The sequence below is a fragment of the Alphaproteobacteria bacterium genome (genome assembly GCA_026400645.1).
Taxonomy (GTDB): domain Bacteria; phylum Pseudomonadota; class Alphaproteobacteria; order Paracaedibacterales; family CAIULA01; genus JAPLOP01.
In genome coordinates, this window is sequence record JAPLOP010000008.1 from 1 (window position 1) to 23899 (window position 23899).

A 23899-nucleotide genomic window follows, 5' to 3' on the forward strand; every position below is an offset into this window, starting at 1 on the left:
ATCGACAAAACAGTAAGTTTGAGTGATAAAATCTTCTAGGGTCATGGTTGCCTTTAGATAGCTAATGTTTTAATCAACTTTATCTAAACAAGCAATCATGGCTCATGCAAATTTATTCGTGAAAAACTTGCACACTGCGTTATAGCGTTACTTCACCACGGGGATGGGGCGGAGACGAAGAACCCCCTTTAGAATTTCATGCCTGCGACCCCCTAACGGGATATTCCGTGTGGTGGATGAACTTTAAATGTGATGCTAAAGAAGCGTATGCTTTTGGTGACCTATACTATAAATATCAGACATCAAAAGACCACATTTTTTTATCAGCCGGCAACACAATTATTATGCTGAATAAGCATGATGGTTCAATCATAAAAAGTTTTAGTATTGGAGGAGACGGCAAACTGAAATCTATGCACTATAATCCCAATGGACTATTGTTTACGGCTATAAAGGTTGGTAGGTCTACAAAAATTTTGGGTCTAAATATTGATACGCTGGAGACAAAATTTAATGTTGTTGACTCACCTAAGAAAGGCATGGGTCTATTTCATCCAGCAGGACGTTTCTTTTTGACAGGCGCAGATGCATCAAGCAAACTTTCCGTCTATGACGAAAATGGCCTCGAGAAAATTGTTGAAACATCTCACTTGCCAGAAGATGCAGACAAAAGATTCCCTGATGAGAAAAGACCTCCGTTTTCAACATACGAAAACTTTCTGCATTATCAAGAGGTTTTAGCTGATGGAACGTCTAGATCTGTGAAGTACGACATGGATAGTGGCAGTGTTGTTTCAACAAGCGCTGTTCCTTTCTTCTCCGCTATTGGGTCTTTATCCTCAAACAAGATGGCTTGAAGGCCCGGATCGGGGTCTGTGGGGGCCATAAGAATTGATGATGAGATTGCTCGGGATGGGGGCTCGCGTTGTGGTGTTTGATTTGGGACGATTGTTTATGTGCCCTTGACTTATACGCCAATGACGTATATATAAGGCAGATTGCAATGCAACTCAATGCTATTCTAACCTGAGTTCGACGTAATACCATTTTCATGAATTATAGATCAGTGTTTCCTGGATGGCCACACTCTCTTCGTTCGTTCGCCATGACGTCATGGCGAGGAGGGCGAAGCCCGACGCGGCCATCCAGGGCCTGAACGATTGATTGATTATTCATGAAAACGGCATGAGAAGGAAAAACAATGACATTCCCAGATTCATTAAACTTAGAAGTGGTGGATTCAGATTTAGCAGAAGCCCTTCACGAAGTGCTTGCTCACAGGCGTGGCAATCTTGAGCTTGAGAAGCGCACAATCGATATTGAGCCTTCGGAAATCCAAAAGATCCGCCAAAAATATTTATTATCTCAAAAAGAATTCGCCAATTTGTTTGGGGTGAGCGTGCGAACCTTGCAGCATTGGGAACAAGGACGACGTCATCCGCAAGGTCCCGCACAAATGTTATTAAGGGTTATTGCGCATAACCCAAGGGCAGTACAAGAAGCCCTTCACCAATAAAGACGAGCATTACTTCCGTTTCCTCCAGTACATAAAACCACTGACCAGCGCAACAACAGTGATAATAGCAAAAAGAAAATATTTCTGAATAAGATGGAAATTGGAAAGAATCGCCCCCGTCAAAAGATACCCACCAACACAGCTAACAACCGTCCAAACAATCGCGGCTATGAAATTGAGCGGGATAAACCGTCGTGGTGAAACCCCGCCCGCACCAATAATAAAGGGGCTAATGGTTCGAATGCCATAAATAAAACGGTTGCTTAGGATAAACCAAGAATCCCATCGGTGCAGCAAAGAAAAGGCGCGGTCGGCCGGTTCCTTGAAACGCGGAAATCGATTTAAAAAGGCATCCCCATAATAACGACCCAGCATATACAAGGTCTGATCGGCAATCAGCGTGCCGAAAAAAGCCACCGCCATCACCTTGTAAATGGAAAGATATCCCAAGGAAGCCATGGCGCTGGCTGTCAAGATGACGGACTCCCCCTCGATCAGGGACCCCAGAAAAACAGCCCAATATCCCCAATTTTGTACAAAATCTATAAATTGTTCCAAAAGATCCCTACCTTGTTTTAATTAACATCAAAAAAATAGCAACAATACCACCAATAACCATTAACCCTATTCCACACCATAGCAGATTAATAAATGGTTTATGCTGCAACCGAAAAGAAACACGACCCCAATTATCCTCTATCAGCGGCCCTTGCCTATAGGTTGCATGAAGCTGAGAGAACAAACTTGTGTAAATCGCTGTTTCATTACACGTTACATCTTGTGTCCAATAGTATCTTGTTTCAGGTTTCAAAAGCGAAACAACTTTATCGTTTGAGTCGTAAATTTTTAAAACAGAACGCATTGCCGTGTAATTCGGCCCAGCGATAGTGTCATAACTTTCTAGCTGAACAGAATACCCCTTAAAAAAACAACGTTCCCCAACTTTCAGTGTGATATCCTGTTCTTTCTCTCCGTAGCTTGAAAAAACAGCCCCAATCACTGCCAACCCCAAGCCAACATGTGCCAACATCAGGGCAGGTTTTCGGGAATAAAGGGCCATACTAACAATCAAGAAAAAGGATGCCCCGACAGATACTATGCCAAGAACTGAAACAGTGGAAAGGGTCCAGTATGCCAAAAGACATCCAAAGCAACCAGCACTGATTGAGGGGATGATTTTTTCAAAGGACACAGTGAAATTCTGCCCCAAAACCACCATCCCCATCAACACTGAAACAGGAATGACCAAGGGCAGAAACGTGACATGAAAATAGGATGGCCCAATACTAACGGCTTGGCCCAGCTGGTCCATAATCAAGGGATAGACGATCGACGCCGCTATCGCCACCAACCCGCATGCAAACAAAATCATCCCAAGGCTGATGAACCTGGCTTGCCCCACAGTTCCTTGCTGTGACAACCCAGAAAAAGATTTGATCCACAATCCCAATGCTGGCAGCACAATCACGGCCGTCAACCCGAATAACAACAACCCCCGCTCCGGATCAAACGCAAAACTGTGAACAGACACCAACAATCCCGATCGAACAAACGATACCGACAGTAAACACAATCCAAACGTAACAATGCCAAACACCAATGAACATCGCCCAAGCCCACCCGTTTTTATTGTAACATGAAGGCTGTGGAATAAAGCCGTGCACGCAAGCCATGGCATCAGGGCGCTGTTTTCCACAGGGTCCCAGAACCACCATCCGCCCCACCCCAGTTCGTAATATGCCCAGTAACTCCCCAGGGCCAAACCGATTGTCAAAAACACCCATGCAATCAACGACCAGCGTCGCATCAAGGGGGCCCAGTCGATTGTGGGACTTTTCTGCACCATGGCAACCAGGGCAAGCGCGAATGGAACCGCACAGCTAACATACCCTGCATACAAAAATGGCGGGTGGATGACAAGGGATGGATCCTGCAACAGGGGATTAAGATCAGCACCCTCTGTCGGGATATGGGCCACAACAGCAAAAGGATCACACGCAATCATCAAAAACACGATGAACCCCAACAGGATAAAGGACAGAATGCGACCAACGGGCATGGCGATCGCCGATGGCAGCGTGTTTGATGCACCGAACGAAGTAATGCTCAACAACAAAACCCACAACAACATCGATCCCTCGTGGTTGCCCCAAACACCAACAATTTTATATATCAGGGGTTGTGCTGTGTGGGAATGTTCAACCACATTGAGGTACGAAAAATCTGACGTGACATGGGCTTGGGCTAACAGGATAAAGGCCCCACCAACGGACACCATCACCCCAAGGACGCTTCTTTTTAGCCACACCTGGTTCGTCATCAATAAATTTGATATCGATGATAAAAGGGCAATCCCAAGGAAAAGCTGACCCATGTGGGCAGAGGAGAGGTGCGAGAAAAAAATGGGGTGAATCCTTTTTAAACAAAGGGAGGTTGATTTTTTACACTAGAGAATGTTTGGGGTGTTTGCAAATCGCTTTTGTGTCCGCGTTGCTTTTTGCTTAAAAAAGCGATAAAATAAATAAAGTTAAAATTTTAGATTCTTATAGCATGAAAAAAGATATCGTCTCTCCGACTGCGTCATCCCCTGCTGATCTCCTTAGGGCATTCACCCAGGACAGCTTATTAAAAGCTTATTACACAATGGTTCTGATTCGCCGATTCGAAGAAAAAGCGGGTCAACTATATGGAATGGGGCTGATCGGTGGCTTTTGCCATTTATATATCGGCCAAGAAGCCGTCGTCGTCGGGCTGCAATCCGCCATGCAACCCCAAGATACAGTCATCACCAGTTATCGCGACCATGGGCATATGTTGGCCTGTGACATGGATCCCCGCGGTGTCATGGCAGAATTAACCGGTCGCATGGGCGGGTATTCGCACGGCAAGGGCGGATCCATGCATATGTTCAGCCGCGAAAAAAACTTTTTCGGCGGGCATGGAATTGTGGCAGCACAAGTTTCATTGGGAACCGGCCTTGGGTTCGCCCATCAATATAAAGCGGACAATGGCGTTTGCATGACCTACTTTGGGGATGGTGCTGTTAACCAGGGACAAGTTTACGAATCATTCAATATGGCAGCCTTGTGGAAATTGCCGGTTGTTTACGTTTTAGAAGACAACCAATATGGAATGGGTACGTCCACACACAGGGCATCCGCCAGCACAGAGTTTCATTTGCGGGGCGAAGCCTATGGCATTCCAGGCAGGGTGGTTGATGGCATGGATATTTTTGACGTGAGAGAAGCCGGTGACTGGGCCACAGATCATGCACGCAGTGGCAAGGGCCCCGTATTGCTTCATGTTAAAACATATCGGTACCGCGGACATTCTATGTCTGATCCGGCCAAGTATCGCACAAAGGAGGAAGTCGACAACGTCAAGGAACACTTTGACCCCATCGACCGCCTGCGAACATTCATCCTGAGCAACAAAATTGCTGACGAGGGCCAGCTAAAAGTCTTTGATAAGCAAATTAAAGACATTCTGGCCGAAACAGTTGAATTCGCCCAAAACTCCCCCGAACCGGATCCGGTTGAATTGTATACAGATATTCTAGCTGAGTGTAAATAACCATGACGCAATCAAACACAACACCACAAATAACAGTTCGTGACGCCTTAAGGGACGCCATGGCCGAAGAAATGCGCCGTGATTCAACCGTCTATCTTATGGGGGAAGAAGTCGCCGAATACCAGGGGGCCTATAAAATCAGCCAGGGGTTGCTTCAGGAATTTGGCCCCAAACGAATCATCGACACCCCCATTACAGAACATGGCTTTGCTGGGCTCAATGTCGGCGCAGCATTTTTGGGGCTGAAGCCAATCGTTGAATTCATGACGTTTAACTTTTCCATGCAGGCGATTGATCACATCATAAACTCAGCCGCCAAAACACGCTATATGTCCGGCGGGCAAATGGAATGCTCTATCGTCTTTCGGGGACCAAACGGCGCCGCATCCCGCGTTGGCGCCCAGCATTCCCAATGTTACGCCAGCTGGTATGCGCACTGCCCGGGATTAAAGGTCGTTAGCCCCTATTCCGCTGCTGATGCCAAGGGGTTGTTAAAATCAGCAATCAGGGATCCAAATCCGGTAATTTTCCTGGAACATGAATTGATGTATGGACATTCATTTGATGCCCCAACCGATGCTGATCATATTGTTCCCATTGGAAAGGCATCCATCATTCGCCCTGGCCGGGATGTCACGATTACATCGTTTTCCATGGGTGTTATGCATGCCCTGGCGGCAGCTGATCAATTGGCGGCACTTGGTATCGACGCAGAGGTTATTGACCTTCGGACTATTCGCCCCCTGGATACAGAAACAATCATCAATTCTGTGAAAAAGACAAATCGCCTGGTCAGCGTAGAAGAAGGGTGGCCATTTGCCGGCATAGGATCAGAAATTTGCACCATGATTTGCGAAAAGGCGTTTGATTATTTGGATGCCCCACCCGTGCGTGTAGCCAGCGAAGATGTTCCTATGCCCTATGCGGCCAACCTCGAAAAGCTTGTCTTGCCGAATGCGGAAAAAATCATTAATGCTGTAAAAACAGTTTGTTACAAAAACTAAGGATTTCAAAATGCCCATTAAAGTACTGATGCCAGCCCTAAGCCCAACAATGACTGAAGGAAATCTTGTTAAGTGGAATAAAGCCGAAGGGGACCGCGTCAAACCAGGTGATGTTATCGCCGAAATTGAAACAGACAAAGCAACGATGGAGGTCGAAGCCGCTGACGAGGGAATCATGGGCCGAATCCTTGTGCCCGCCGGAACTGAATCCGTGCCCGTTAATCAGCTGATTGCGATTTTGTTGGAAGAAGGCGAGGATGCCAGTGCATTAGATGTTATGACTCAGGCACCAAGCACCCCAACAGCAGAAGCGCCAGCCGCCGCTAAAGTCGAAACGGCTTCACCGGTTGCCGCCCCTTCTTGTCAGGTCTCCGGAGATCGCGTATTTATCACACCCCTAGCAAAACGCATTGCCCAACAAAACGACGTTGATGTTAGCGGCATTCACGGGAGCGGCCCACACGGGCGCATTGTTAAAACGGATGTAGAGGGTGCCATTGCCGTTCCTATGGTTGAAACACGCGCACAGGCACCCGCCCCCGCTGTCACTCAGGGTGGCTATACAGATATTAAACTCAACAATATGCGCAAAGTCATTGCGAAACGTCTGACGGAATCAAAACAAACAGTTCCGCATTTTTATCTGACGATCGATTGCAATTTGGATGTCCTGATGGAAGTGCGCCAACAGCTGAACAATCGTCCCAATGCGAAACAAAAAATTTCGGTTAATGATTTTATTGTGCGGGCCTGTGCGCTAGCCTTGATAGAGGTTCCGGAAGCCAACGCCAGCTGGCATGATTCCTTTGTTCGTCAATACCAAACAGCGGACGTTTCGGTCGCCGTGGCCGTTGATGGCGGGCTTATTACACCGATTGTTCGATCTGCTGAAACCAAAACCCTTAGCACCATCTCAGCCGAGGTTAAATCCCTCGCGGAACGTGCCCGGGCCGGTAAACTGGCACCCGAAGAATTCCAGGGGGGAAATTTCAGTATTTCAAATCTGGGGATGTACGGAATTAAAAATTTCAGCGCCATTATCAATGCACCACAGGCCTGTATCTTGGCAGTTGGGGCTGGCGAACAACGGGCAGTCGTTAAAGATGGCCAAATCGTCATCGCAACGGTCATGACATGTACGTTGTCTTTGGACCATCGCGTTATCGATGGCACTGTTGGTTCAAAATTCCTGGCAGCATTTAAATCATTGATCGAGGATCCACTAAGCTTACTAGCATAAGGATTTCTGTGGGAATCACAGCAGAACAAGCCGAAGAAACGAACTACACGCTCCTGGAAATACCATGAAATTTCAAAATGGCATATTGGAATTTCATGGTACGCCAAGATAAACAAAAAGCTGAAATTTTCTTATTCCTTGACGCGCATGGGGATTTTAAGGTTTGATTAAAGTACGTATTGACTAAAAAATAAATTCAGTAGACTCAATTGACCACCGATTCCAATCCTACAAAAATTCCCGCACACGTTTCCATAATTATGGATGGGAATGGTCGTTGGGCAAAAAAGAAGCACCTTCCAACGATTGCAGGACATCGCGCAGGGGCCGCCACAGCCAGGGCAATCACCGAACATGCTGCCAAAATGGGGATTCAATACCTAACCCTGTATACGTTTTCATCCGAAAATTGGCTGCGGGACAAAGCCTGGATCAACGATTTCATGGGGTTGCTTCGATGGTACCTTGGATCTGAAATCAAAGATATCATGGCCCAGGGTGTTCGCGTTCGCGTTATTGGGGATCGGACACTTTTTCCAGAAGACATACAAACCTTGATTGCTGAAACAGAAATAAAAACCCAACACAATACAACAATCACCGTTATTTTGGCCCTCAGTTACGGGGGACGTGATGAGATTTTAAGGGCTGTTCGCACATTGGCGACCAAAGCGCAACGGGGCGAAATTGCGCCAGAGGCTATTGATATCGCCACCCTAGAAGGGGTGCTGGATACAGCATCCATGCCGCATCCTGACCTTTTGATTCGCACCAGCGGGGAACAAAGAATTAGCAACTTTTTATTATGGCAAATGGCCTACACAGAATTTGTCTTTGTACCTGAATTATGGCCCGATTTTACGCCAGAAATTTTTGAGCAAGCCATTAATGACTATCAACACAGAAAAAGGCGCTATGGAACAGATTAGTGTTTTAAAAGACAAGGGTAATGAATTAAGGCTACGGGTCATCAGCGCCCTTGTGGCCATTCCTGCGGTCATATTTGTAACCTATCAGGGTCCGCCCCTGTTTGATGTGATGGTTCTGATGGCCTTATTTGGCCTTTTTAAGGAATGGTCACAGATACCGCCACTTTATTCAACGACCCCCCTGTATCGTTTTCTTTTATCGACTGGCGGGTATATTTATCTAAGCTTATCGATCTTTATAATGCTTATTTTGGCAAAACGCGGGATCGAAGGGCGATTATTGATTCTTTGGTTGTTTTGCTTGGTATGGGCCACTGACATCGGTGCCTATTTTACAGGTCGCTTTTTGAAAGGGCCCAAATTAGCCCCAAAAATCAGCCCTAACAAAACATGGTCCGGATTTGTGGGGGGAATTCTTGGCGCCACCATCGTTACAGTCATCCTGGAGCCTTACTTTAAAATAAGCCCCCTATTTCCAACCTCACCCATGTTAACCGCTTTTATTTTGTCGGTATCCGCCCATATGGGTGATTTACTGGAATCTTATATCAAGCGTCGCGCTGGCATAAAGGATTCCGGAAATTTGATCCCTGGCCATGGAGGATTATTGGACCGCCTGGATAGTCTGCTATTAGTAAGCCTGATAACAGGATTGTTGCTGTTGTTAAAATAGCAAAAAGACTAACGCCGCATTCCCATGAAACAAAATTTTCCTTTTCCTGATTTTTTTGCAAGATACATTGCGTAATCAGCATGACTAATAAGGTCATCGTATGTTTCCCCATTGACTGGAAACAACGAAATCCCAATGCTGACACCAATTTTCAGGGAATATCCTTCGTAAACATAAGGGCTACTCAGGCGACATAAAATTCGATGAGCAATAGTCTCAACAACGGATTCACGACCAACGCCATCCAAAATGACAGCAAACTCATCGCCACCCAAACGGGACACGGTATCGTTTTTTCGCATGCAATTTTTAAGCCTGGATGCAACTTGCTTTAAAAGCCAATCCCCGACTGTGTGCTGATAATCATCATTAATGGCCTTAAACCCATCCAGATCAAGGAACAAAACAGCAAATTTCTTGTGTTCTGCGGCCGCCAAACCCAACGAGCAAACCTTTTCCTCAAGGCGATCTTTAAAGAATCGACGATTGGGCAACCCCGTTAGTGAATCGTAATAAGCCAGAAAGGCAAGCTCAGTCTTGGATTGTTTTTGATGAACCGGCCCAAATCGATTGATTTCAAGCCAAGGAGACTGAAGGGCTTGCCTAGCAAAATTATCAACCCTCAACCAAAACAAGGGGCTATCGGTTAGACCAACATAAAAATCATTGGCGCCCGCCGCTATGTAAGGCTCCATCGGGACATAAAATTCATTCCATATCAGCGTTGGCATAGAACGCAGGGAATGGGATCGATGACTCAGAAACGTTAATGCCTGATCATTTGGCAAACCAGCATCAACAAAGACAAGGTCGACCTTTTTGAAACGAATAACATCGTGAATATAGGAATAATTCTTGAGGGTGATAACCTCATAACAATCCAAAAAATCTCTAGAAAAAGCTATGCAGGGTTTTTCCGTTAAGAAAAGCAACCTCAGCTTGGCTTTTTTAAGGGTCTCTTTTTTTGGCTGCAATGCAGTCACACCAAAGCCCTTCTTAACAAGGATAGGATTTTCAATCAGTTCGAGCTTGAGCATGGTTGCTATCTTTGTTAAAGAAGGGTTGCGTTATAAAAAGTTAGTCGTCTTCCCCATCATGTTCAGGATCTTCGACCACCGATTCTTCGATGCCATCCTCCTCATCTTCCACTATCATCGTGCTGTCGTTCGTCACGGCAAAAGACGGACAGAAAGCAGCCATTCCAAGAGCCAATACACACCAAATACCCAATCTTGATATCATAACTTTAAAACTCTCTCTAAAATAATTTATAAGATACAAACGATCATAGCCATATGCTCGCTTCATGTCTATGAATCCGTACAATTTGGATCCCGCGTCATACAATCGATTAATTTTGCTGCCTGAACTGTTTCTTCTACGTCATGAACGCGTAAAATATCGGCGCCCTTTAAGATACCAACCACACCAGCGGCGATGCTTCCCCCCAAACGTTTGTGTACGGCAGAATCCGTTGCATGACCAATAAAGGATTTCCGTGATGCCCCCAAAAGAATTGGATACCCCATATATTTTAGCTGATCCAGGCGATAAATAAGCTGTATGTTTTGTTCAACCGTTTTGCCAAACCCAATGCCCGGATCAATAATGATGCGGCTTTTATGAACGCCATGACTAATTGCATGCAGGGTCATTTTCTCAATATCATGCCCAATTTCAGCCACAAAATCATAACCATTGGTAGATCTATATTGGCCACCGCGATCGCTTTGCACAATAAATTGATTCTGATGGGAATGCATGATGACAACGTGTGTTTTGCTACGCTGGACAATATCAACCATTTGCGGATCGGTTATAAGGCCACTAACATCGTTAATGATGGTTGCCCCTGCCTGAACAGCCTCCCTTGCGACATCGGCTTTTGTTGTATCGATCGACAACGGAATGGAAAAACGATCCCGAAGGATTTTAATAACGGGAATGACGCGGTTGATTTCTTCCGTGGGATGCACATAAATGGCACCGGGGCGCGTGCTTTCCCCGCCAATATCAAGAATATCAACACCGGCTTCTATGAACTTTGATGCGCGTTCTATGGCGCTATTAATGACATCAGGTGTCGACATCAATCCATCCCCAGAAAAGGAATCTGGCGTTACGTTCAAGATGCCCATTATGAGTGTTTTTTGTCCAAACTGAATAGCGCACATAAGTCTTAGATTGTTTTCAAAACATAGTTTCAGTACACTTATCATATAAGTAACAGAGATGATAGAAGAATCAATGCCTTACCAAACATTAAATAATATCGATTGTGTCCATAAAGTTGTTTTGTTGCGCGTCGATTTAAATGTACCCATTACAAACAACAAAGTAACAGACACAACAAGAATAGAACGCTTACTGCCAACGATTCGGGAGCTCCTCAAGGCACAGGCAAAGATTGTTATTTTGTCCCACTTTGGCCGCCCAAAACCGAACAATGATCCTGCTCTTTGGGATAAAGCCCATTCTTTAAAAAACATTTTATCCTCCGTCGAATCCATTTTTCAGGTTCCGGTCATTTTTGTTGATAAATGCGTGGGCGAAGACGTTCAGAATGCGATTTCTGCAGCCAATTGGGGCAGCGTTATTTTGTTGGAAAACCTGCGCTATTATCCAGGTGAAGAAGCAAACGATCCAGAATTCGCCGAACAATTGGCAAAGCTTGGTGATATTTATGTCAACGACGCCTTTTCATGTTCACACAGGGCGCACGCATCCGTAACAAGCATCACCCAATATTTACCCTCTGTCGCAGGGCGCGCCATGCAGGGTGAATTGGAACATCTGGACAAAGCGCTCACAACACCCAAGCATCCAGTGGTGGCCATTGTTGGGGGATCGAAAATATCAACAAAGCTCGATTTATTGCTCAATTTAAGCCACAAGGTAGATACGCTTGTAATTGGCGGGGGCATGGCCAATACGATGCTGGCAGCGCAAGGAATTGACGTAGGGCAATCTCTTTTCGAGCCGAACTTACTAGACACAGCGCGTCGTATTTTGACGGAATCCAAGGCCGAAATCATTTTGCCAGATGATGTGGTCGTAGCCGCTGATTTAAACGATGGCACCAACAGTTATATGGTGGCTGCCAACGCAATCCCCGGTGATCAAAAAGTCTTTGATATCGGGCCCCTGACGGTGGAAAAAATTAAAAGCTACCTTGATCGAGCATCCACTATAGTATGGAATGGTCCTGTTGGGGCCTATGAATATGCACCCTTTGACCAAGCCACCACAAAGATTGCCCAACACGTTGCCGTCTTAACATCAACACGCGGGGTGATTAGCGTGGCTGGCGGCGGAGAAACCGTAGAATCCCTGGGGAAAGCGGGTGTTACCGACAAGTTTAGCTATGTCTCAACAGCTGGCGGGGCATTCTTGGAATGGTTAGAGGGGAAAACCCTGCCCGGGGTTGCTGCTTTGGAAAAAGCAGGGGAATAAAAAGTCTTGCGGCCCGCGATGGTGTTCATCGCGAGCCGCCGTGAATAGGTATAGCAATTTCATAAACGTTGCTGCAGCTTACCCGAATAACCCACCCCAGTAACTTTTTGCTGCCTGAAAACCACTTGTTATGTTTTCAGCTATCGATTTTACGCCTTCCGCTATCGTTGCTGCGATATCCGCAGCTTGCGTCCAAAAACCTTTGTGTTGCAATATTTGAACAGGCTCGTCTGATTGGGCATCCCTTTTCATTGCCGACAAAGAATGATGTTTTAGTGGGTTCCAGCTTTCTTCTGCAGCCAAAGCAACAGACAAACCAACATGTTTAAATCCAGTAAAATACCCAAAAAATAATTGTGTCCCCAAGGAAACCATGGATACAATATCATTTTTTCTCCAAAGTCGAATGCTGTGATCCTCCAGCAGTGAATCGATAATTTCTGCAGCAGCCTTGTCAGCAACACGCGGAGAATTAAAAGTCACCAAATCAAGGCTTGCATCCGGGCGTGCTTTTTTAATATCAGCGGCCGCAAGTGTTGCAAGCGCACCCCCTAGGCTGTGGCCCGTAACACAAAAGTCGACATCATCGTAACCCAATGAATTGTTCTTCATGATTGAATCGATGTTGGAACGTATTACATCCCGACTTTGTAAATAACGATCCAAAAAACCACCATGAAAATTTCCATCGATTCCGATGCTTTCCCCTGATTTTTTCATGGCATAAAGATTTGTTAACCAATCAGATGAACATTCAGTACCATGAAAAGCAATGGTAATCTTATGACGACCTAATTCATCCACTTTATAACTAATAAAGCCCGCGGACTGGCCGTCTCTTTCTTGTGTTGTTGCATAAAAATTAAAAACTTGTTCAGCTTGGGCCATTCGATTGCGATCAACTATACTCTCCGGCTTATTATAAGCAGCAGAAGCATAATCGCTGGCATCCCTAATAAGAGCCCCACAACTGCGCGGAGAAACCAAAAAAGTATCATCCGATATATCAACAAGGTCATGCATTTCAACCGGTATGTCTGCAAAAATAGCCGACGCCGACAACAAAAGAACAGCGGCTAATTTTCCGATTTTAAACATTCTTCTCTCCAAATAAATTAATGAACCCAACGGCTTAGCATACATATAGTGACCGGCTGCTTGCATGTCAAGTATATTTATCCAACACACAATAAAATAATATAAAAAATGCAATACGACTCGCGCGGCACTAAAATAATCGCGTCATTCGACTTGTGGTTGTTTTCAACCCTTCGGTTACTTTCGTCCAAACCTCTTTACGGGGCTGTATCTGCTGGACTGGTTCTTTTGCAAAAGCAGACCCCCTTATGGACAAAAACAGCGACAACAATGAATGATTTTTAATGGAAAACCTCTCCTCCTCTGGGGCTAAAGGAACGGATAGGCCAACATGTTTGTATCCGGTAAAAAACCCCAAATTCACGGCGTTTCCAGGTATCATCATGGTGAATGGATCTCCCTTGCGCCAGATACGAACAGACCGATTGTCCAATAGATTTTCAATAAAAGATGCCCCTGTATCATCAACAACACGCGGAGAGCTAAACGTCACCAAATCAAGTCCGCCAATATTTTTGTATTTATTCTTGATATCGGCGGCCGCCAGCGTTGAAAGCGCCCCGCCCAAACTGTGTCCCGTGAAAAGAAAGTCTATTGAATCAAGCGAACAGCCTTTGTTTTTTACAATTTCATTAATGATTGAAAAAACAGCCTCGCGACTTTGCAGGTAACGGTCCAAAAAACCGCTGTGGACATATCCAGCGATGCCAATCTGGGAACCGGATGATTTCCAAAACTTAACGTTTGTGGCCCAATCATCGTTATCTTCTATTGTGGTTTCAGTACCCCGAAAGGAAACAGTGATTTTATGACGACCCGTTGCCTTGTCCATTGTGTGACTGGCAAATCCTGCTGGCAAATCCTTGCGACCCGGCTTTACCGAATAAAAAGGAACAACGTCTTGGATTTCGGACAGCTTGTCACGTTGATCAATATTGCTGGGATAGGCAGCACTGGCAGCAATGACGGCTTTTTTGATAAGACGCGCCTGATTACAGAAACGATCAAAATCATCAATATCCTCATCCAATGCGGGTGTAACGATAGACGGTTTAGAAAAAAAATTCGTGACCGAATACAATAAATCGGTAGAAAGCCTTACCAAACGAATCATTTTCATCTTAACAACAACCATATGCCAAATTGAACATGTCAAACATGTAATGGCAGTATTTTTGTTTTCAAGTATTTTTTATAATTTGATTCGAAAATGTAGGAGCATTAATTTGGGAACCACGCGATTCCTCTATGTGCTGGTCTGCTCGGCCCAGGAAACATCGTAATCTGTAAATCCAAAATGATAGGAAATTTCATGCACCATCACGTGGCGCACAACTTTTTCCAATGTTTCACCGTTATCGCGGGCATATCGAATCAGGGGCCCCCGGTATAAATAGATCAAATCCGGCATAGAAACAGAGCCTTCTGATTTTTTGGCAGAAACAGGCAGCCCCCGATACAAACCCAAAAGATCATATTTATCCTTGATCTTCAGACTACCCAAAGTTTGCTCGTCTGAAAAATTTTCCACCTTAACACACAGGGAATCTAGCAAAATTTGAAACTTTTCTGGTAGACTGTCAATTGTTCGCTGTGCCAACACGTAAAAATCAGCTATGTCCGGCAATGAAGTAATGCTTTTTGTACGATATTTAGAAAGATTTTGCGCGTCCATAAGATGCCTTCGTATATGTATGGTAGTAACAATAGCCCCTATTAACTACTGTAGCGGAAAAAGGTTAACAAAATGCCTATACGAGCAATAAAAAAACACAAAACGAATAAATAATTTAAAGAGATGAAAATGAAAGCCTTTATGAGAGTCAAACTATGGGGGGTATTGCTCCTTGTTACGCCGTTGTTGTTGGGTGGATGTGCCGATGCTATCGTCTCGGCTGTCAAATCGGTATTTAGCCTTCAAACAGCCAAAGTTTGGCTTGAAAAAGTGTGCTTTAAGGCATCAAATGACGTTAATGATGGATCGCCCGTAACGGTGCACATATTGATTATCTACAAACCAGATTTATTGGCAGAATTGTCAAAGATGGATTCAGATGCCTATTTTCAAAAAGCAACACAAATCAAAACAGACAACCCAGAAGACCTGGATCTTTTCAAATATGATATCATCCGTGGACAAAAATTGGACAATGTGCCGATTACACCTTCCAAAGTAAGCGGGGAAGGTGTATTAATATTTGCGCGCTATAGCAGCCCTGGGGCTCATCGTGTTGCTGTAGGAAGCGAAAAGGAAATTATTATTCAGCTTGATAAACTTGATTTTAAAATAATCCCCGCTATCCCCACCAAATAAAGCACCTATAGGAATGATGATTATACTATGACCAATTCCACCAATCCAGACCCGTCCACTTTAACCCTGGCAGGGCAATGGGAAAGAATCTGCGAACAGTTGCATCAAGACTATGGCGAGGCAGCCTTTAAAAGCTGGATAAAACCACTGCGCCTTGGGGAAATAAAGGATGGGAAAGTCTGTTTTATTGCCCCGAGCCGCTTCATGAAAGATTGGATTCTGGCCAATTATGGGGAAAGATTATCATCTTATTGGCGCCATTATGTCCCAAACCTAAGGGGTATTGAAATTGATGTCAGTTTCGTGCCCGGGGTTGCGCCCGGGGGCCCAACAACCGGTACATCCGAAAAAAGCGAACCCGCCGCCGCGTCATGGAGCACACACAACGACGAAGCCGAAGACAATCGCGATGACGTCAGTGCCGCATTGGATGCACGCTTTACATTTGAAAATTTTGTCGTCGGCAAACCGAACGAACTTGCCTATGCAGCGGCGCTCAGGGCAGCTGAATCACAAACCCCTACATTCAATCCGCTTTTCCTTTATGGGGGCGTTGGCCTTGGTAAAACTCACTTAATGCATGCCATCGCATGGCACATCAAAAAAGTTCACCCCACGCGCAAAGTTATTTATCTTTCCGCAGAAAAATTTATGTACCAATTTATTCGGGCACTTCGCTATAAAGACACAGTCTCGTTTAAGGATCTGTTCCGAAGTGTCGATGTTCTGATGGTCGACGATGTTCAATTTATTAGCGGCAAAGACACAACACAGGAAGAATTTTTTCATACATTCAATGCATTGGTTGATAACAATCGACAGGTCATAGTCTCCGCCGATAAATCACCATCCGATCTTGAAAAAATGGAGGAACGCCTTAAATCCCGCTTGGGGTGGGGCCTTGTGGCAGATATTCACCCAACAACTTATGAACTGCGTCTGGGTATCCTTCAAGCAAAAGTTGATGCCATGAAAGTCATCATTCCAAAGGATGTGATGGAATTTCTGGCATTCAAAATCAGCTCCAACATTCGGGAGCTTGAAGGGGCGCTGAATCGTATTGTTGCGCATTCTACGTTGGTTGGACGCAACATCACATTGGACACAACACAAGAAGTGCTTCGTGATTTGTTACGCTCGACAGATCGTCGCCTGACCATCGAAGACATTCAAAAACGTGTTTGTGAATTTTACAGCATCAAGCTGTCTGATTTGTTGTCCACAAAGCGCCTGCAGGTCATCACACGCCCGCGTCAGGTGGCGATGTACCTTTCCAAAATATTAACAACAAAATCCTTGCCGGAAATCGGCCGTAAATTCGGTGGACGTGATCATACAACGGTCCTGCATTCGGTCCGTAAAGTTCAGCAAACATGTACCGAAAATACAGAATTTGCCAACGATGTGAATACATTAAAACGATCTTTGGAGTCCTAGAATAACTTTCAGTCATTTGCCCGAAAATCGTAGCACCAAAAAACATGGTGCAATTTTCAAAAAAACGTCATAGACTTTTTAGTAGAGTTTCTTATATGTGGCATAAAAATGACGTCAAAAGCTATTTCGATTGAGGATTATCCTGGCGCAACAGGAACACGGGACATTTCAAAATCATATCGCTATTGGCGCCTGCGTATAATGTATTCCATGATGATGGGATATGCTGGATTTTATCTTATTCGGCAAAATTTCACGATGGCCATTCCATCCATGCAATCAGAATTAGGGTATAGCAAAACCCAAATAGGATGGATCATTACCAGCGCAGCCATTGTCTATGGCCTTGGCAAAGGCCTGAGCGGGCTTTTAAGCGACCGCAGCAATGCCCGTTATTTTATGACGTTTGGCTTGTTTATGTCTGCCGTGATGAACCTGTGCATGGGATTTAGCTCTACCCTGCCATCATTGATGATTTTTTGGACATTAAATTCGTGTTTCCAATCCATGGGATGGCCGCCCTGCGCCCGTCTTTTAACGCATTGGTTCTGCCCCAAAGAAATTGGGACAAAATGGGCCCTTTGGAATACGTCTCAACAAATTGGCGGCGCCGCTATTTTGGTTATGGCCGGCTTTTTGATCGAAAATTATGGATGGCGCTATGCCTTTTATGTGCCAGGAATAATTTGCTTATTCTTGTCTGTCTTTTTGTTTAATCGTTTACGGGATACACCCCAATCATTGGGCTTGCCATCCGTGGAGGAATACAAGGGACTTGTGAAGACCGCCCAGGATCACGAAGAGCAAAATCTAACGATGCGCGAAATTATCGTCGAAAAAGTTCTGAAAAACAAACTGGTTTGGTATGTGTGTTTTGCCAACTTTTTTCTATACATTGTGCGCATGGCCGTTTTCAATTGGGCCCCAACATTTTTAAGGGAATTCAAGGGAAGCCCGATCGAAACAGCCGGATGGCAATCAGCAACATTTGATGTGGCCGGAATGTTCGGTGGCGTTGTCGCTGGATATCTTTCTGATAAAATATTCCGCGGACACAGGGGCCAAGTTGGATCCATATTTATGGTGCTTTTGGCATTTTGCGTGCTATTTTTGTGGAACGCCCCCGCAGGGCAAGTTTGGCTTCATTTTATAGGCATGGCAACGATCGGATTTTTAGTGTCAGGTCCCCAGATACTGGTTGGCGTGGCAGCAACAGACTTTGCATCCAAAAAGGCAGCGGGGGCAGCATCGGGCCTTACGGGGATATTTGGATACCTCGGGACAGCCGTGACTGGCGTTGGTGTTGGCGCAATTGTTGATAATTACGGATGGGATTATGCCTTTATGTTGGTAACCGCATCCGCCTTGCTTGGTGCCGTGTTTTTCTCATTAACATGGAATCACCGATCCAAAGTTCTGGAAGAGCTCGACAAAGCCAATTTGGAATAGGCGTTCTATGCGCATTCCCGATTGTCCGGGTCCGCATACATGTGAACCCGCACATTAAAAATATTGCCTAATTGGTAGTCTTGAGGTACATATAATATAACACCTTGTGGGTAACGCCTTGTGGCAGTAAATTTTAAAACCATTTTTGAGGACTTGAAGAATGAAAAAAGGAATCCATCCTGAATATCATCCCATTACAGTTGTAATGACAGACGGAACCAGTTTTGTAACCCGCAGCACATGGGGAAAAGAAGGCGATACGATTCGTCTTGATATCGATCCCTTGTCACATCCAGCATGGACGGGCGCTGGTCACAAATTGATGGATACCGGCGGTCAAATCAGCAAGTTCAGCAAGCGTTACCAAAATTTTGGATTAGAGAATAACGCTTAAAGTATATACGCATTTTGCGTAAACCACCAAAAACCAGCTCCCCCGTCACCCCGTGGCTTGACCAGGAAACCTGTAGGTTTCCCCATGTGGATCCCGCGATCAAGTCGCGGGATGACGGGAGGGGTATTTCACGAAAAATAATCCAAATTTTGTGCCCCTTAAAGGACGGTTAAAGCGATGCCATTGATGGACAGTCATTCCGTCCCCGATTATTTATTAAATCTTAATTCCGCGCAACAGCAGGCCATTCTGACAACAGAGGGGCCTGTTCTGATTCTGGCCGGGGCCGGTACAGGGAAAACGCGCGTCTTAACCACTCGGCTTGCACATATTTTACGGACAAGCCTGGCCTACCCATCCCAAGTTTTGGCCGTTACGTTCACCAACAGGGCGGCCCAGGAAATGCGCGAACGCATTGCCCAATTGCTAGAACGATCCGTTGATGGCATGTGGCTGGGCACATTTCATTCTTTGTCCGTTAGAATTTTACGCCGCCATGCCGAACTGGTCGGGCTGCAGTCGAATTTTACGATTCTTGATTCGGATGATCAGATGCGTCTGATTAAGCAGATTCTAAAAGCAGAGAATATCGACGGTCAATATCCGCCCAAACTTATTATATCCATCATCAATCGCTGGAAAGACAGGGGGCTAACCCCGGACAACACACAATCCCCTGGCAACGCCAAGGATTATCACCACATAGCATCCAAAGTTTATCAGACTTACCAGGAACGCCTGTTGATTCTGAATGCTGCTGATTTCGGCGATTTGCTGTTGCATTGTTTAACCCTGTTCAAGCAACAACCAGACGTCCTGCAATCCTACCAAGATCAATTCCATTACCTATTGGTGGACGAATACCAAGACACAAACGTAGCGCAATATATGTGGTTGCGCCTGTTGGCAGGCCGATCAGGGGGCGACAAAGGGCAAAACCTGTGTTGTGTTGGCGATGACGATCAGTCAATCTATGGCTGGCGGGGCGCTGAAATTGGCAATATCTTGCGATTCGAAAAGGATTTCCCCGGCGCCACCATTATTCGGTTGGAACAAAACTACCGATCAACATCCCACATTCTGGGTGCTGCCAGTGGTTTAATTGCCCATAATCAAGGCCGTCTTGGGAAAACATTGTGGACAGACGGAGACCACGGTGAACCCGTATCCATCCAGGGTACATGGGATTCCGAAGCCGAAGCCCGTTACATCGGGGATGAAACCGAAGCATTCCAACGCAATGGATATGCCCTGGGGGATATCGCCATTTTGGTCAGAGCCGGCTTTCAAACCCGTGAACTAGAGGAACGATTCCTGAAAATCGGCCTCCCCTACCGGGTGATTGGCGGCCTTCGATTTTATGAACGATTGGAAATCAGGGATGCTTTAGCCTATTTTAGGTTGCTGGTCCAACCCGACGATGGCTTAGCGTTAGAACGAATCATTAATACACCCCGCCGTGGCATTGGAACTGTAACCCTGCAGGCCATCCACATTTTGGCACGGGAACAAGGGATTTCCCTGCCCAAAGCTGCCCATTATTATGCCGAAAACGAGGCCAAGGGCGCCACCAAAGCTGCACTTTTGCTCTTTTTCGAAAACCTAGACCGGTGGCGACAATTATTGGAACCGCACAATGAAATCCCAATGGATCACGCCGAAGTTGCCAGAATGGTTTTGGATGAATCAGGCTATACGAAAATATGGCGCGAGGATAAATCAGCGGATTCCCCAGGGCGCCTTGAAAACTTAAAAGAATTAATCAGTGCCATAAAGGAATTCCAATATTTGCCAGGATTTTTGGAACACGTTAGTTTGGTCACAGAAAAAAGCCAAAGCGACCAACAAGATATGATCAGCATCATGACGCTGCATGCAGCAAAGGGGTTAGAATTCAAGGTTGTTTTCTTGTCCGGATGGGAAGAAAATCTTTTCCCCCACCCCCGCGCGTTACAAGAATCTGGCCAATCCGGACTAGAAGAAGAACGTCGCCTGGGGTACGTTGGCATCAGCCGTGCAAAAGAACGCGCCATTATAACCTATTGCCTACAAAGACGATCCTATCAAGGGTGGCAACCCGCCGTTCCATCCCGCTTTATCAAGGAAATCCCAGGTGACCATGTCGTTCATATCAACCAAAATGGGACCGAAATTTCAGATTCCATGGGAAGAATCGCGACCGAAAATCCCCCAAAAAAGGTTGATCGTTATAGTGAAAAAAAACCAGCAAAGCTTGTAAAGGCTGTCGTATTGCATTCCTTTTTAATAGGGGACACAGTTTTTCACCAAAAATTTGGGCATGGAACAATCGTCGACATAGATGGGGCCACCCTTGGTGTTGAATTTGAACAGTCAGAGTATAAAAAAATTATCGGGAATTTTGTGACAAAGGTATGACACTATTAACTGTTTCTTAACGAAATCACACTAGACTAACCCTTATATCCAAGGAATTGCACAAACGTTTCTTATGATGAAGATTATTTATATTCTCAATGGCCCGAACCTCAACCTATTGGGGACGCGCCAACCAGATCTATATGGAAAAATATCTTTGGACGATATTCGTCAAAATTGCCATCTGCTAGCCACGGAATTTGGATATAAACAAGATTTTCGGCAAACGAATCACGAAGGGATGCTGATAGACTGGGTCCAAGAAGCCGCACAAAAAGCATCGGGGATTTTGATTAATGCTGGTGGTTTAACGCATACTTCGGTAAGCTTATTAGATGCTTTACTAACAGTGACGATCCCCGTTATCGAGGTACACTTAACCATCCCTTGCCAACGTGAATCTTTCCGCCATCAGTCTTTTGTGACACCAGCGGCACATGGAATTGTTGCGGGGTTTGGGCCCAATAGCTATACATTAGCGTTAAGGGCCTTGGTTGAAAAAATTGAAAAACAAAGAGCTTAAAAAAAGAGAATAACATGTCCACAAAAATTACCATTGACGACAAAGCCATTCGAAAGCTAGCAAGGCTCCTAGAAGAAGTCAGCCTTAGTGAAATCGAATACGAAAACGACGGATGCCGCATACGTGTGTCCAAGCAAATTCCCGGTGGTGGTGCCCCCTATACCATAGTAACATCCAATTCGGATGATTCTGGCAGGGGAGAATCCGCCGAAGCGTTATCTGCCCCGGTTTCCCGCGAACAGGGCAATCAACCGAACTGGGAAAATCACCACGGACTTATTAAGTCCCCCATGGTTGGAACGGCCTATTTAGCACCCGAACCAGGGTCACCCGTTTTCGTAAAGGTGGGGGACATGATCGAAGTCGGTCATACTCTGCTCGTCCTAGAGGCGATGAAGGTAATGAATCCCATTAAGGCCGCAAGAGCAGGAAAAGTTATCCATGTTTTTGTCAAAAATGGCGCCCCTGTAGAATTTGGCGAACCCCTTTGCGTTATTGAATAGTTTTCGAGAATAATTTTCAGGAGTAATTTATGGCAATGTTTTCGAAAATATTAATTGCTAATCGTGGTGAAATCGCCCTCAGAATCATACGGGCATGTCGCGAACTTGGCGTTAAAACGGTTGCAGTCCATTCAACGGCGGACGTTGATTCAATGCATGTTCGCCTGGCCGATGAAAGTGTTTGCATTGGACCCCCTGCTGCCAAAGACAGCTATCTCAATATGCCAGCCCTTTTGAGCGCAGCCGATATAACCGGCGCAGAAGCCATTCACCCTGGTGTGGGCTTTTTGTCAGAAAATGCCGCATTCGCATCCATGGTAACAGAACATGGCATGGTTTTTATTGGCCCAACCGCCGAACACATTGGCCTAATGGGTGACAAGGTCAAGGCCAAAAAACTGATGATAGAACTTGGTGTTCCTGTTGTTCCTGGATCAGAGGGAAGCATCGATACCGAAGAACAAGCCATCGAAACAGCTGCATTAATCGGGTTTCCGGTAATTTTTAAGGCCATATCAGGCGGCGGCGGCAAAGGAATGAAAGTCGCAAGTAACCCAGCCGAGGTCGCCAGCGCCTTTCGTTTGGCAAAAGTAGAGGCCAAAGCAAACTTCGGCAATGACCAAGTGTTTATGGAACGCTATCTGCGTAAACCACGCCACATCGAAATTCAGATTCTGGCCGATCATCATGGTAATGTCGTGTATCTGGGGGAGCGAGATTGTTCATTGCAACGTCGCCACCAAAAAGTATTCGAGGAATCCCCCTCGCCTGCGCTGACACCAAAACTCAGGGACGATCTGGGTGAAATTGTGCGTCAAGCGATTGGAAAAATGGGATACAGGGGTGCTGGAACCCTTGAATTTCTGTTTGAAAATGGGGAATTTTTCTTTATGGAAATGAATACCCGCATCCAAGTGGAACACACAATTACCGAAATGGTGACGGGCGTTGATTTGGTCAAAGAACAAATTAAAGTCGCAGCTGATATTCCATTACCCTTCACACAAAAAGACATTGTTATCAATGGGCACTCGATCGAATGCCGCATCAATGCAGAAGATTCGGAAACTTTCATACCCTCACCCGGTAAAATTGGGATGTACCATGTTCCCGGTGGATTTGGCATTCGCGTAGATAGTCACTTGTACCAGGGATACACAGTCCCCCCATACTACGACAGCATGATCTCCAAATTGATTGCGCACGGAAACACCCGTGAAGAATGCCTCAATCGGATGGAGCGCGCCTTGCATGAATATGTGATAGAGGGTGTCTCCACAACACTCCCCCTCCACCGCAAGCTTGTCAGAAATACGGATGTCAGAAACGGTGATTATGACAATCACTGGCTTGAAGAATGGCTAGAGAAAAAATAATCACACCATGAAAAACACTA

24 protein-coding genes are annotated in these 23899 nt (G+C 45.5%); 16 read left to right on the forward strand and 8 right to left on the reverse strand.

Features of this window, described 5'->3' with window-relative positions:
- Positions 1-236 precede the first annotated feature (236 nt).
- Both NTX76_00700 and NTX76_00705 read left to right on the forward strand, forming a co-directional pair.
- Positions 237-857 carry a hypothetical protein gene (locus tag NTX76_00700; protein MCX7337788.1) on the forward strand — a complete coding sequence of 207 codons (621 nt, stop codon included), beginning with the start codon at positions 237-239 and terminating at the stop codon, positions 855-857.
- A 344-nt stretch (positions 858-1201) separates the two neighbouring features.
- Positions 1202-1516 (forward strand): type II toxin-antitoxin system MqsA family antitoxin, encoded by a 315-nt coding sequence (locus NTX76_00705; protein MCX7337789.1) that lies wholly within the window; start codon positions 1202-1204, stop codon positions 1514-1516.
- Between the two features lie 9 nt (positions 1517-1525).
- Here the strand turns inward: NTX76_00705 and NTX76_00710 are convergent, their stop codons facing one another.
- Positions 1526-2074, reverse strand: a complete 549-nt coding sequence (locus tag NTX76_00710; GenBank protein MCX7337790.1) for a DedA family protein — start codon at positions 2072-2074, stop codon at positions 1526-1528.
- A 7-nt stretch (positions 2075-2081) separates the two neighbouring features.
- Positions 2082-3890, reverse strand: a complete 1809-nt coding sequence (gene ccsA / locus NTX76_00715) for a cytochrome c biogenesis protein CcsA (GenBank protein ID MCX7337791.1) — start codon at positions 3888-3890, stop codon at positions 2082-2084.
- Positions 3891-4066: 176 nt separating this feature from the next.
- On the opposite strand from ccsA, the gene pdhA reads away from it, so the two are divergent.
- The 5 genes from pdhA to NTX76_00740 all read left to right on the forward strand — a co-directional run bounded on the left by pdhA (position 4067) and on the right by NTX76_00740 (position 8935).
- Positions 4067-5089: a pyruvate dehydrogenase (acetyl-transferring) E1 component subunit alpha gene (gene pdhA, locus NTX76_00720; GenBank protein ID MCX7337792.1), complete on the forward strand. Its 1023-nt coding sequence runs from the start codon at positions 4067-4069 to the stop codon at positions 5087-5089.
- Positions 5090-5091: 2 nt separating this feature from the next.
- Positions 5092-6093 (forward strand): pyruvate dehydrogenase complex E1 component subunit beta, encoded by a 1002-nt coding sequence (locus NTX76_00725; GenBank protein ID MCX7337793.1) that lies wholly within the window; start codon positions 5092-5094, stop codon positions 6091-6093.
- A 10-nt stretch (positions 6094-6103) separates the two neighbouring features.
- A complete protein-coding gene (locus NTX76_00730) occupies positions 6104-7333 on the forward strand; it encodes a pyruvate dehydrogenase complex dihydrolipoamide acetyltransferase (GenBank protein ID MCX7337794.1) in 1230 nt (409 codons plus the stop codon).
- A 260-nt stretch (positions 7334-7593) separates the two neighbouring features.
- Positions 7594-8262 (forward strand): polyprenyl diphosphate synthase, encoded by a 669-nt coding sequence (uppS, locus tag NTX76_00735; protein MCX7337795.1) that lies wholly within the window; start codon positions 7594-7596, stop codon positions 8260-8262.
- On the forward strand, positions 8222-8935 hold the full coding sequence (locus NTX76_00740; GenBank protein MCX7337796.1) for a CDP-archaeol synthase: 714 nt from the start codon (positions 8222-8224) through the stop codon (positions 8933-8935). Before uppS ends, NTX76_00740 begins: the two co-directional genes overlap by 41 nt.
- An 8-nt stretch (positions 8936-8943) precedes the next feature.
- Here the strand turns inward: NTX76_00740 and NTX76_00745 are convergent, their stop codons facing one another.
- Genes NTX76_00745 through folP form a run of 3 tightly spaced genes read right to left on the reverse strand, consistent with a single transcriptional unit; the run spans position 8944 to position 11109 of the window.
- A complete protein-coding gene (locus NTX76_00745) occupies positions 8944-9972 on the reverse strand; it encodes a GGDEF domain-containing protein (protein ID MCX7337797.1) in 1029 nt (342 codons plus the stop codon).
- A gap of 40 nt (positions 9973-10012) precedes the next feature.
- A complete protein-coding gene (locus NTX76_00750; protein ID MCX7337798.1) occupies positions 10013-10243 on the reverse strand; it encodes a hypothetical protein in 231 nt (76 codons plus the stop codon).
- Positions 10244-10245: 2 nt separating this feature from the next.
- Positions 10246-11109: a dihydropteroate synthase gene (folP, locus tag NTX76_00755; protein MCX7337799.1), complete on the reverse strand. Its 864-nt coding sequence runs from the start codon at positions 11107-11109 to the stop codon at positions 10246-10248.
- A 73-nt stretch (positions 11110-11182) separates the two neighbouring features.
- Here folP and NTX76_00760 point away from each other — a divergent pair, with 73 nt between their 5' ends.
- Positions 11183-12388 (forward strand): phosphoglycerate kinase, encoded by a 1206-nt coding sequence (locus tag NTX76_00760; protein MCX7337800.1) that lies wholly within the window; start codon positions 11183-11185, stop codon positions 12386-12388.
- A 78-nt stretch (positions 12389-12466) separates the two neighbouring features.
- Here NTX76_00760 and NTX76_00765 read toward each other — a convergent pair whose 3' ends face one another.
- From NTX76_00765 to NTX76_00775, 3 genes are all read right to left on the reverse strand, one after another.
- Positions 12467-13486, reverse strand: coding sequence for a hypothetical protein (locus NTX76_00765; protein ID MCX7337801.1), 1020 nt, complete (start codon positions 13484-13486; stop codon positions 12467-12469).
- 130 nt (positions 13487-13616) lie between these two features.
- Positions 13617-14606 (reverse strand): lipase family protein, encoded by a 990-nt coding sequence (locus NTX76_00770; GenBank protein MCX7337802.1) that lies wholly within the window; start codon positions 14604-14606, stop codon positions 13617-13619.
- Between the two features lie 126 nt (positions 14607-14732).
- Positions 14733-15161 (reverse strand): metallopeptidase family protein, encoded by a 429-nt coding sequence (locus NTX76_00775; protein ID MCX7337803.1) that lies wholly within the window; start codon positions 15159-15161, stop codon positions 14733-14735.
- 129 nt (positions 15162-15290) lie between these two features.
- Between NTX76_00775 and NTX76_00780 the strand changes: the two genes are divergently transcribed.
- The 8 genes from NTX76_00780 to accC all read left to right on the forward strand — a co-directional run bounded on the left by NTX76_00780 (position 15291) and on the right by accC (position 23879).
- Positions 15291-15800, forward strand: a complete 510-nt coding sequence (locus NTX76_00780) for a hypothetical protein (protein MCX7337804.1) — start codon at positions 15291-15293, stop codon at positions 15798-15800.
- Positions 15801-15827: 27 nt separating this feature from the next.
- Positions 15828-17237: a chromosomal replication initiator protein DnaA gene (gene dnaA, locus NTX76_00785; protein ID MCX7337805.1), complete on the forward strand. Its 1410-nt coding sequence runs from the start codon at positions 15828-15830 to the stop codon at positions 17235-17237.
- A 108-nt stretch (positions 17238-17345) separates the two neighbouring features.
- The gene (locus tag NTX76_00790; GenBank protein MCX7337806.1) at positions 17346-18686 is read left to right on the forward strand and encodes an MFS transporter; all 1341 of its coding nucleotides are present in this window, start codon (positions 17346-17348) and stop codon (positions 18684-18686) included.
- A gap of 160 nt (positions 18687-18846) precedes the next feature.
- Positions 18847-19080 (forward strand): 50S ribosomal protein L31, encoded by a 234-nt coding sequence (gene rpmE, locus NTX76_00795; GenBank protein MCX7337807.1) that lies wholly within the window; start codon positions 18847-18849, stop codon positions 19078-19080.
- A gap of 177 nt (positions 19081-19257) precedes the next feature.
- Complete coding sequence (locus NTX76_00800) at positions 19258-21477, forward strand: UvrD-helicase domain-containing protein (protein MCX7337808.1); 2220 nt, start codon at positions 19258-19260, stop codon at positions 21475-21477.
- A 73-nt stretch (positions 21478-21550) separates the two neighbouring features.
- Entirely contained in the window at positions 21551-22000 is a 450-nt protein-coding gene (locus NTX76_00805) for a 3-dehydroquinate dehydratase (protein MCX7337809.1), read from the forward strand.
- 14 nt (positions 22001-22014) lie between these two features.
- The gene (gene accB, locus NTX76_00810) at positions 22015-22503 is read left to right on the forward strand and encodes an acetyl-CoA carboxylase biotin carboxyl carrier protein (protein ID MCX7337810.1); all 489 of its coding nucleotides are present in this window, start codon (positions 22015-22017) and stop codon (positions 22501-22503) included.
- A 35-nt stretch (positions 22504-22538) separates the two neighbouring features.
- On the forward strand, positions 22539-23879 hold the full coding sequence (accC, locus tag NTX76_00815; GenBank protein MCX7337811.1) for an acetyl-CoA carboxylase biotin carboxylase subunit: 1341 nt from the start codon (positions 22539-22541) through the stop codon (positions 23877-23879).
- Positions 23880-23899: the final 20 nt, after the last annotated feature.